At 45.1% G+C, this 9,443-nt stretch carries 10 protein-coding genes; 3 read left to right on the top strand and 7 right to left on the bottom strand.

Translation table 11 applies throughout. From position 1 onward, the window contains the following. Nucleotides 1–233, top strand: a 233-nt coding sequence (locus B5D50_RS17740; RefSeq protein WP_143594410.1) for a transposase family protein, incomplete at its 5' end; no start/stop codon positions are given. A 17-nt stretch (nt 234–250) separates the two neighbouring features. On the opposite strand, the gene cas1 is transcribed toward B5D50_RS17740, so the two are convergent. The 4 genes from cas1 to B5D50_RS17720 are packed head-to-tail and all read right to left on the bottom strand — an operon-like array spanning nt 251 to nt 4,024. Continuing rightward, nucleotides 251–820, bottom strand: a complete 570-nt coding sequence (gene cas1 / locus B5D50_RS17735) for a CRISPR-associated endonuclease Cas1 (RefSeq protein ID WP_078923996.1) — start codon at nt 818–820, stop codon at nt 251–253. Nucleotides 821–834: 14 nt separating this feature from the next. Beyond that, a complete protein-coding gene (locus B5D50_RS17730; RefSeq protein ID WP_078923995.1) occupies nt 835–1,386 on the bottom strand; it encodes a Dna2/Cas4 domain-containing protein in 552 nt (183 codons plus the stop codon). Further along, entirely contained in the window at nt 1,383–3,404 is a 2,022-nt protein-coding gene (locus B5D50_RS17725; protein WP_078923993.1) for a DEAD/DEAH box helicase, read from the bottom strand. The genes B5D50_RS17730 and B5D50_RS17725 overlap by 4 nt, the downstream gene beginning before the upstream one ends. Further along, entirely contained in the window at nt 3,395–4,024 is a 630-nt protein-coding gene (locus B5D50_RS17720) for a hypothetical protein (protein WP_078923992.1), read from the bottom strand. The genes B5D50_RS17725 and B5D50_RS17720 overlap by 10 nt, the downstream gene beginning before the upstream one ends. A gap of 81 nt (nt 4,025–4,105) precedes the next feature. On the opposite strand from B5D50_RS17720, the gene B5D50_RS17715 reads away from it, so the two are divergent. Then, the gene (locus B5D50_RS17715) at nt 4,106–4,345 is read left to right on the top strand and encodes an antitoxin (protein ID WP_407701260.1); all 240 of its coding nucleotides are present in this window, start codon (nt 4,106–4,108) and stop codon (nt 4,343–4,345) included. Further along, on the top strand, nt 4,342–4,746 hold the full coding sequence (gene vapC, locus B5D50_RS17710) for a type II toxin-antitoxin system tRNA(fMet)-specific endonuclease VapC (RefSeq protein WP_078923991.1): 405 nt from the start codon (nt 4,342–4,344) through the stop codon (nt 4,744–4,746). Before B5D50_RS17715 ends, vapC begins: the two co-directional genes overlap by 4 nt. A 7-nt stretch (nt 4,747–4,753) precedes the next feature. On the opposite strand, the gene cas7d is transcribed toward vapC, so the two are convergent. The 3 genes from cas7d to B5D50_RS17695 are packed head-to-tail and all read right to left on the bottom strand — an operon-like array spanning nt 4,754 to nt 9,384. After that, the gene (gene cas7d, locus B5D50_RS17705) at nt 4,754–5,737 is read right to left on the bottom strand and encodes a type I-D CRISPR-associated protein Cas7/Csc2 (protein WP_078923990.1); all 984 of its coding nucleotides are present in this window, start codon (nt 5,735–5,737) and stop codon (nt 4,754–4,756) included. Nucleotides 5,738–5,749: 12 nt separating this feature from the next. After that, a complete protein-coding gene (locus B5D50_RS17700; RefSeq protein WP_078923989.1) occupies nt 5,750–8,659 on the bottom strand; it encodes a hypothetical protein in 2,910 nt (969 codons plus the stop codon). Next, on the bottom strand, nt 8,659–9,384 hold the full coding sequence (locus tag B5D50_RS17695; RefSeq protein ID WP_078923988.1) for a CRISPR-associated endoribonuclease Cas6: 726 nt from the start codon (nt 9,382–9,384) through the stop codon (nt 8,659–8,661). Before B5D50_RS17695 ends, B5D50_RS17700 begins: the two co-directional genes overlap by 1 nt. Between the last annotated feature and the right edge of the window lie 59 nt (nt 9,385–9,443).

The following is a 9,443-nucleotide window of genomic DNA, read 5'->3' as shown; positions in this document are numbered from 1 at the left end:
TCGAGGGATGCTCTGTGGTCATGCCGTTCAAAAAGCCGCCGGGTCGAGACTTAGAGCCGGAGCAAATGGAGTTCAATCAGCGGTTGGCCAAGGTTCGGGTCAAGGTGGAGCATCGGATTCGCTCACTGAAAATTTTTCGGATTCTGAAGGGGGTTTACCGAGGACGGCGACGACGGTTTGAGCTACGCTTACGGTTGATCGCCGCTCTTGTTAATCGGATGATTGGGGGATAATTATTTTCGCAAGAGGTCTAATTAATCGGATTATTCGGCGGGCGGCGCACACGCTTACCAAAATCCAGATCAGCATGAATATGCTTCCAAGCAGCGTAATAATCCTGATGCAAATTACCTTCAATACCCATTAAAGTAGGGGTGTCCAGTGCAGTATTCAGCTTTTCCATTTGAGCTTGCAGGGTTTTAATAATGGGCTTTACCGCTTCATTGCCACGATATTGGTAGTACTTTAAGTTTGCAATCCGATTGTGTGCTGCTCCCCGCAGTACTTCCCGCGCTACACTCAAGCGATGCTTATCATCAAGGAGTAAGGCAGCTTGTTTAAGTTTGACCTTACCCGCTGGATTATGATCCCAAGGCTCAAATGCGCCTTTGCAATACCCATAATAATCAAATACCGATAAGCGCACGCCATGCTTACCACACAAACCCAAGAGTCGAGAGTTCAAGCGGCTTTCGGCTAATAAAACAATATGCCCTACCTTTTCAATTGGCAGTGAACGAACAGTATCGCCAAGTTTGATTTGTAAGGTGTTTTCATGTTGGCGTAGTTGAGCTTCACGGGCAATAAATAAGGTTTCCATCAAGTACTTGCTCCTTAATCATGCCCACAAAAAATCGCCAGTGAACAACTACTGCATAAAGGAATTTTAGGCGCAGTCGGGACAGCCTCTTGCGTACTGAGTTGTTCTAAATGTTCGGAGGCTTGCCATAATTTAGTTAATCGCGCCTCATCTAAGAGGACTGCTCGCTTACGTCGGGAACTCAATACATGGGTATAGGCCTGCCATGTTTTACCCGTACTAATGGAGAGCATCAACGCATAGAACGCTGTTTGATTGCTAGAGGCTTCGACTGCGCCACCCGTACCTTTATTCTCAAATACCATGCAGTTGTCCCAGTCAATCCGATCCGGTGCTAAACCCATTAAACCGCGCACCGAATGATCCCGCTGATAACTGGTTTCATGGAGTGCTGTTCCGGTTTGAACCCGTGAGTACCATTGGGCAAAGTTCACCTTATGCAAATACATCCATGCTCGCCGCTCACACAATTCAATATGTTGAAAGTGCAAACCATGCAGATTGAGGCGTTCCACCCGCTCTAAAAATGCCTTAGCCTGCGCCCAATTAAAAAGGTGGCTACTCACCACACTAGACTCGTAGTACTGGTGCTTAATTCAGTATCACTACTGGGTATTAATCCTGTGAAGACGACCAATTGCTCAGCAGCTTGCATAGCCTCTGGATAATCCTCCCACGCCGCTTCGGTATCGTCATCCCGTTGATTAGTGAGTACTTTGCGCCATTCACTGATCAAGCGATGATCCCTAGCTAATTCGATACAGTGTTTGGTATGAGGGAAATAAACGTTTAAGCGCCGCATCGTGCGGTTTTTATCATCGAGTAAGTAATCATCTAGTTCACCCTGTAACTGAAAGTATTCTTGCTCATGCTCGTCATAGCGCGGTGTAAAGCGCCGCATAATGTCAGTTTCACGTTCCAACCAAACTCGATCAATTTTTAATTCACGACCATCTGCCTCAATCACCAGCACAGATTTGCCAATATCGCGTAATTGCATGGCTTGCATAAATAATAAGGTTTGCCATTGCTTAGCAGGTTTAGCATACAAAGAGTCTTGTAATAAGGGTTCGAGTTGACGCAATTTGCTATATACCCATTTGCTAATAGCGGGTTGATGCTGCAATAAATGATCTTTGCGATGTTTGCTAGAGCTAGGGTGGCGTAAGAGCAATTGCCAATATAAACCACTGGTATAAATCGCTTGCTGCGGTAAGCTGCCAAAATATAAAGATGCAGGATTATCCATTTCACTCTGAAAGCTCTGTTGGGCTTCCTGACTGAGGACTTGGCTTAGTTCTAAAATAGCAACAGTCTGATTTTCATAAGTACTCACCCAAGTCTGTAAGGCTCTCAGCCACGGTTGGCGCTCTAAGCTGGCATTATCTAGCCTTACCACAACCAAGCCATCCGCCCCACGCCGAGCCGCTCGCCCATAACGCTGCAAAAAATTCAGCGGAGCAAAACCCGACTCCATCAACATAAGATTGGCTGCACGAAAGGTAACACCCATTTCTACACTGGCAGTGGCAATCAAAATCGAAAAATCATCAGGATTTTGTCGCCGCCCACTGTGATAGCGTTGATGCGATTGCTGAGTACTATCATCAATGCTATTAATCACCAGTACTTGATTAGCTGGAATACTCATCGTTTGAAAGTGGCTAAGCAGTAGAGGAAGGTCACGGCGTAAATCCGCTAACGCATTGTAAATTAATACGACTTGCTGCTGTTGAGAGACAGCATTTTGAATCACGCTTAAGTACTCCACTACTAAAGCGGGCATAGTACTTTGTTCGTGTAATACTAAACGCACATCACCATGTAGAGCGCGATCATGAGCGCCTTCGGTGAGTACTTCTTTTAACTGTGCAATCTCAGTATCCGGTACACCTAAAGCTTGTAAGGTGGGTTTGATATTAAGCGGTGTTGCTGAGAGCAAACTGATTTTAGCGCGTCCATAACCAACCGTATTCAGTTCGGTCGTCACACTGGCTAATTTGGCAAACAAGGCGGCTAAACCAAAACCTCGTGCTTCAATAGTATGAAATTCGTCAAAAACAATATGATCAAAGTACTCCAACACATCCAGCACGCTAAACCCTGCCTGTCCCTTATCCAACCCAGTTTGAGGACGCTCAGGATGTCCACGCAGGAGTAATTGGCTGACCACTTCGGGGACAGCGACAATTATTTCACTCATGCCTTGTAAACGTGGATTCAGTTGCTGGATTTGCCGCACCCGCAAGCCGCGAATATGTTCCACGCCTTGTTCTCGCAAAATAGCGGTTTGATCCGAACTCCACACGGCGAGCTTTTGTTCCGCTAAAGTACGGTCCCAACCTGCTTTGATTAAATCATTGATCACACTAGCCGCAATGTTTTGTGCTAGCCGTCGGGTAGGAACGATGAATAAAATCCGACTTCCGGCTAATAAGGCCTTGATAAAGGCATAAGTTTTACCTGCACCTGTGGGGGCATCCACAATTCGGACTCGTTTAGGCTCTTGTAAGAGCTGTTGCTGCAAGGGCGATAAGCCATTGTCAAGGACGGCAACACAATGGCGCTTAATCGTTAATTCCATTGCAATACCTCAGCAAGGGCTTGTTGCGTACTCATCTTGGGGGTGAGTTGAATCCCATAGAGTAGATAACGTTCGACGCTGAGTTCACGCCCAAACAGATGGGCAGTTGCTGCATTTAATTGCACTTGCTCTACATCAGTCGGTGTGAGGCGCACCATGCCATTACGATGCAAACCAACTCGAATCACTAATTCTGAGCGACCGGTGGTTTTAAACGGATCAAAGCCAAATAAGGCTCCGCTATAGCGAACTCCAGCTGGTACTTCTTGAGTAGAAAAGTAGGTTTTGAAATTACCTTTACTGGTGACAGTGTAATGGCGCTGTTTAAAGCCTGCTTCCTCTTCTAAATTTAAGCGGCGGGTTAAGGGGGCGAGTAGTTTAGGTGTCGTCGTCGTGAAAATAGACGCCCGCCACGGCATAGCCTCTAAATCGCGGTGATAGTCTTTAGGCGGCAAGCACACCGAGGCGTGCATCATGCCTAAAGTAGCTGCTAACCCAAACATAATCGCTTGATCACTAATCACTTCGGGCAGAGTCGCGCTACCGCCTTGCACCATCAGTGAGTGATAGGCAAAGGGAGTAAGGGTTTCAGCCTGAATGCCCACAATAGCGCTTTTCATAGCCTGTGTCCTTGCAGGGATGCAAAAAAGTTAGTATGGTCTATACTACGGTATATATCTTTTTGCTTAAGGAGTCTGGTTATGTCAACTATGCAAATCGCTAAAGTATTCCAAAATGGTCGTAGCCAAGCAGTACGCCTACCTAAAGAGTTTCGCTTTAATACCTCTGAGGTGTATATCGAAAAACAAGGTGATCGTGTGATTTTGTCCCCACGCCCTTTGAGTTGGGATGACTTTTTTGAGTCGCCACTCAGACCCAGCGCGGACTTTATGCAAGAACGGGTGGATTTACCGTCCCAAGAACGGATATTGTTTGAATGAAACTGTATATGCTGGATACCGATACCAGTAGCTATATCATTAAAAACCGCCCTGAATCGGTGCGCCGTCGTCTGGCACAAGTTAAACCTGAGCAGCTTTGTATTTCGATCATCACTTATGCCGAGTTGTTGTATGGGGTAGGGCATAGCTCGTCGCAGCAGGTTAATCATGAGATTGTGATGGATTTTGTACGGCGTTTGTTGGTGCAAACTTGGGATGAGGCTGCGGCAGAGGTTTATGCCAAGCTTCGTGCCGATTTGGAAAGAGTAGGACAGCCCATAGGAGGCATGGACATGCAAATTGCAGTCCATGCCTTGAGTTTGCAGGCTATTTTGGTGACCAATAATACCCGTCATTTTGAACGTGTCTCCGGCTTAGTGCTTGAGAATTGGGTGGAGTAATTAGGGTTTAGCTAAACCACTCATTAAACAGGGCAGCGACTTTGGGTTGAGCGGCTTGGTACTCTTGCTCTAAGAGGCTACCGTTTTGTTCAAAGGCTTTAATTAAGTCATGTTGCCATTGCTGTACTTCAGCGCCTTGAAGACTGGTGGCGTGTTTAGCTTGGAGTACTTCATGCAAGGTAGCTTTGATCGTCACTAAATCAGAGTCCGTATGAGGTTGCAGTACTTTGAGGAGTTCGTAAGGTGAGGTAATGGCTTGCTCAAACTGATCGGCATAAATTCCAATAATATGAGTTTTAATATTCACCCCTGTGACTGAGGTTTGACCGCCATAACTACCGGCTAGACCTATACTCAACAATAAATGCTTTAAACCAATGTCGGGTAGTACCTGCCCACGAGTACTTAAGACTTGCACCATTAAAGTACTGGGTTTAATAAAGTGACGAGTGAATAAGTTGTCACTGTTTTTCTTTGATTCGGCGTCAAATAATGTGCCGTCTTCCATCGCACGATTATGAAAGGTGGAATCAACTACTTGTTCTTTGGGCTTAATACTCAAGGCATCGGAGTAGTTGATAGCCGCTCGTACAGGTAACACGCGATTGTCATAATTGGCGGAATCACCAAAGACTAGCGTATTCAAATCAAAGGCATCCGATACTTTTTGCCCCTTGTAAAGCACCGTTTTGTTTTGGGCTTGTTTGCCGCCAACACCCAAAGCTCGCAAAATCTGTAAACCCCGCCCGCGCTCAATATATTTAAATTTATTGGGTACAGCTCGCACATAAAGATTATCTAAACACTCAATATCGGTAATTTCTTGTTCTGCATTACGAAATACGACGGGGGCAATCGCTTCACGAATCAGAACAATACTCACACAACCTAAGTTTTTGAGTTTGGGGTGAATATAGATCTTTTTGTCATCAATGTGGCTAGTAGCGGTGAGGTGCTCAATATTAGCTAAATAAGGTTTAAGTACTTGCATGGTATTAGTCCTTTAAACAGATTCGGTTACAGCGTCAGGGGTGGATGACTCAGTAGCGTTAGTACGGAAACCTTGTAAAAACGCCATACGGTAAATACTGCCTAATAGTCGCCGCGTTTTTTGTGCGGGTGGTTTACCTTGCAAAACCCCTAGCCAGATTTCATTGACAAATTGGCTAGCCACATTCATACAAGCAATTTCTAAGGATTGGCCATCGCGGAATTTACTGGCGGACATTTTGTCTTTGCGCCCTAAATTGGTTTCAAGTTCACCAGCAATACCATGAATGAGTGAAGCGCTATCATGTTGATTTACCGCACGTAACCCCATTGCGGTGTCCATACACAGATTAAACACCAGCATTTCTTCATTGGTGGAGGCTAGCCCTTGGGGGCGGCGTTGAATTTGGCTGGCAGTTTGTCCGAAGCGGACTAAAGCACCATCAGCAGTAGTCATGGGTTGAGTCTCCTGTAGTAAATAAAATTCACGATACATCCACCCCGCTAAGCTATTCAGACCAGAGGCTTTTTGGGCAGAGATATGTTTTAACAGGTCTTGGGTGTGACACCAGACTAAACACACTGCACTAAAACGAGTTCGTGGATAGGCATAAAGCGCTAAAGTGTCATAACCTAAGCCATTGGTTTCTAATAGAGTTTGGGCAATCTGTAGTTGCTGTAAGGCTCTGGGGATTTGCTCAAGACGTAATTCATTAAAACCCATTAAGGCTTTCAACATGCTGGGCATAGCATCAAAGTAGAAAAAAGCTTTTTGAACGGTCGGCAAACCTCGGAAAATGTGAATCGGGCGACCTATGCGTAAACAGGCTTGCAGCATTAAACGCAGGGTATTAATTTGATCTGTGGTTTTTTCAGGGATGCGCTCCAAACGTGCTAAGCGACAACGATGTCGATAAGCTTCGAGTCCGTTGTAATGCACTTTTACCTTATCTTTACTGGCTAATTGATAAATTGAAACGGCCTGAATGTCTTTATCTTCATTTAAAATCAAGGCGCCAAATAGTCCGGTCGTGACAGGTGATGACACTAAAGTGGGTACACCATCTTCTTTACCGCCTTGGCGTTTAAACGCTGTATTTCTCAGTTTATGTTCGACCACCGAAACATAGCTAATCGGCGTTTGACCATTCGAAGGGGCAGTGATCGAGTCGGGCTTGCCCTCACGTCCGGTAAAGGCAGAGGCTTTTAAAGCATACATTTCAGGGTTGTCATTCACTAAACTGCTAGTGGGAAAATCTGTGAATAAACACCGCCCCTCGGTGGATTCATTGCTAGGGTGTAAGCGTTGTTTAGAGAGTAGTTGTTGGAAATGGACTGCAATAGCGGCTGCAATCGGTTCATGATCGAGGGGAAAGTACTCTCTAAACCCTGTGGTGGTTTCAGTGCCTTCTAGCCATTGGGTTAATAGCCCTGTTTCACCCCAGATAGTAGTTTTAAGTTCGGGATGTTGTTGAGCGACTGCTGTTACCCATAAACTCAAGATTACGCGCCGTGATTCACCCCATTCAATTTCACTTAACCAATCAGGAACAGTCACGGGGAGCAAAGTACTTAGTACTTGTTCGCGCTCATTTTGATCTAATACAGTGACTTTTTTCGGGGGAGTGACTTTCAGGTTTAACAGTAGCGCTAAGACGGCTGCTTGTAAAAAGTACTCACGAGCAAGGGGCGGCAACTTATAAGGATCAGCATAAATTTTACGAGTCTGTTTTCCTGTATCTTTACTCCATTGCGGAGCTAAACCTATTTCTTTGAGACACTCATCTAGTCTTGTTTGTACGGAAGTAACTAAGTTGCTTTTGATAGTGAAAAAATCACCTAATATATTTAAATTTGATTCTTCATCAATGAAGTCATGTCTTAGTTCGACATAAGTAGGACGGGCATTACGTATCTCAAAAATAGCTGGTGTGCCCTTATTGGGTGCTCTTACTGTCAAAGGAAAGGGCAAACTGTCTAGTAGTTTATCAATAGCTTTGGTTTTAATCGCATCGGCTTGAGCTTTAGGGATTAAAATAAATAAACGCCCATCTTGATGAATCTCTAATAGCGGTGGAATCTCTGCCACTCGCTGACAAGCAAACGATAAGCGCCGCTGTAATTCATCCAGCAAAAACGGATGGTGCGGGTCGTAAATATCAAGCGCTTCCCATTGAGTGAGTAAGCGAGTATGGAGGCTTTGATCTTGAGTTAAACGCTCAATGATTTTTTCTAAGCCACCTTGATGGCTATGCTCCTGCCACAATCCATCTAATTTATCAGCGAGTTTCACATAACGCTCCACCGCTAGTGTATAAGTGCGTGGAATAGGGGTACTACTCAAATGACGATGGCGCTGAGTTTCTTCCGCTTGCTCAATCAAAACCCGGATTTGTTCCGCGTTGAGTTTAAGATCATCCAAGTACTCGCTCATACCATAGCGGCCTAAGCCTTGCTCGACATGCTCAAGGGTGAGTTCAGCATCGCGGGGTAATTGCAGCATCTTGTCTAGATCATGCAAAAATCCAATGGCTGCTACTACCGTTAAAGTGTTTTTTAAGGCTTGCTTGTCGACATCCTCTAGTTCATCTGTGCCTAAACTAGCCACCGTATCCAAGGCACATAACACCACTGCACCCCGTACCACGGAAAGCAAATGATCCAGTAGGGTGATATTTTGATTTTTAAGGTAGCGGTCACGTTTAGCAGCCTCCTCACTCCAACCGCCTTTACCACTTAGACTCATCAGGTAAAGTACTCGGGTGTCTAAGGCTTTACCGTTATGAATATCTTGTTTTTGCTTATCTGAGAGGGCTGGATTAACACGCTCTTGAAGGACTTTGGTTTCAATCACTTGTTCCATAAATCCTTCGTATACTTCAGCGGCTAAAGCACTGGCTTGACTGAGTAGATTAGGATTCATTACTGAACTCCTGCTTCTAGTAAGCCAAGGCAACCAAACCCATTACGGGTTTTCTCGCCAATTCCGGTATACCATGCAAAACGTAAATCGTCCTCGCTGCCTTGGATTAAGAGCGGGGCTTGCATCCCAATCACAAAGCTTTTTTGTCCATTAGGGAATTGTTTGAGATTGACTAACACCGAGTGTTTAGGATTAGCCCGTAGATAAAGTGTATCGGGTTGAATAGTGAGTTGAATCGGGCGACCTGCTTTCGCGGAGAGTTTGCGGCTAATGATCTCGCTTAGATCCAGATCACCTAGGTTTTTACACCATTGCTTGCTAGTACCTTGCTTAGCTTGAAGGACTAGGGGTGAAAGTAGTAAGCAAGCCAGTTGGGTTTGCTGAGGAAACATCGGATCTGGCTCAATATTTAATTGCGCACCCGCAAAACTAAGGGTTTCACCATTCCAACGTCGTTGGTTAATCGTTTCAGGCTTTAAACGGATTAAAGCACGAGTAATATCAAGATCAGAGGTGCTGATAATTAAGCTATGTACCCATCCCTGATGACCGTTATGCCAGCCTATTGGGGCAAAGGTCCAAAGTCGAGCGTTTAAGCCTATTAGGTCGCTAGCATTACAGCCTGCAGCCTCTAAACCATTGATAATGGCATCGTGAATCAGATCTTGATGGGTATAAGTTTGTGCAGTGATTCGGCGTGGTAAAGTCAGTCTAATCCTTAACATGGGGCATGCTCTTGATTATTTAATGTACAATCAGTATGCACATGTTTTTTAAACCAGAC

This window comes from Thiothrix eikelboomii (genome assembly GCF_900167255.1).
Lineage (GTDB): Bacteria > Pseudomonadota > Gammaproteobacteria > Thiotrichales > Thiotrichaceae > Thiolinea > Thiolinea eikelboomii.
This window is presented reverse-complemented; position numbering and strand designations above follow the sequence as displayed.

Excerpts from the sequence above, each read along its gene's own strand:
- cas1 (WP_078923996.1), bottom strand. The coding sequence starts at position 820 with ATGGAAACCTTATTTATTGCCCGTGAAGCTCAACTACGCCAACATGAA.
- B5D50_RS17725 (WP_078923993.1), bottom strand. The coding sequence starts at position 3,404 with ATGGAATTAACGATTAAGCGCCATTGTGTTGCCGTCCTTGACAATGGC.
- B5D50_RS17720 (WP_078923992.1), bottom strand. The coding sequence starts at position 4,024 with ATGAAAAGCGCTATTGTGGGCATTCAGGCTGAAACCCTTACTCCCTTT.
- B5D50_RS17715 (WP_407701260.1), top strand. The coding sequence starts at position 4,106 with ATGTCAACTATGCAAATCGCTAAAGTATTCCAAAATGGTCGTAGCCAA.
- vapC (WP_078923991.1), top strand. The coding sequence starts at position 4,342 with ATGAAACTGTATATGCTGGATACCGATACCAGTAGCTATATCATTAAA.
- cas7d (WP_078923990.1), bottom strand. The coding sequence starts at position 5,737 with ATGCAAGTACTTAAACCTTATTTAGCTAATATTGAGCACCTCACCGCT.
- B5D50_RS17700 (WP_078923989.1), bottom strand. The coding sequence starts at position 8,659 with ATGAATCCTAATCTACTCAGTCAAGCCAGTGCTTTAGCCGCTGAAGTA.
- B5D50_RS17695 (WP_078923988.1), bottom strand. The coding sequence starts at position 9,384 with ATGTTAAGGATTAGACTGACTTTACCACGCCGAATCACTGCACAAACT.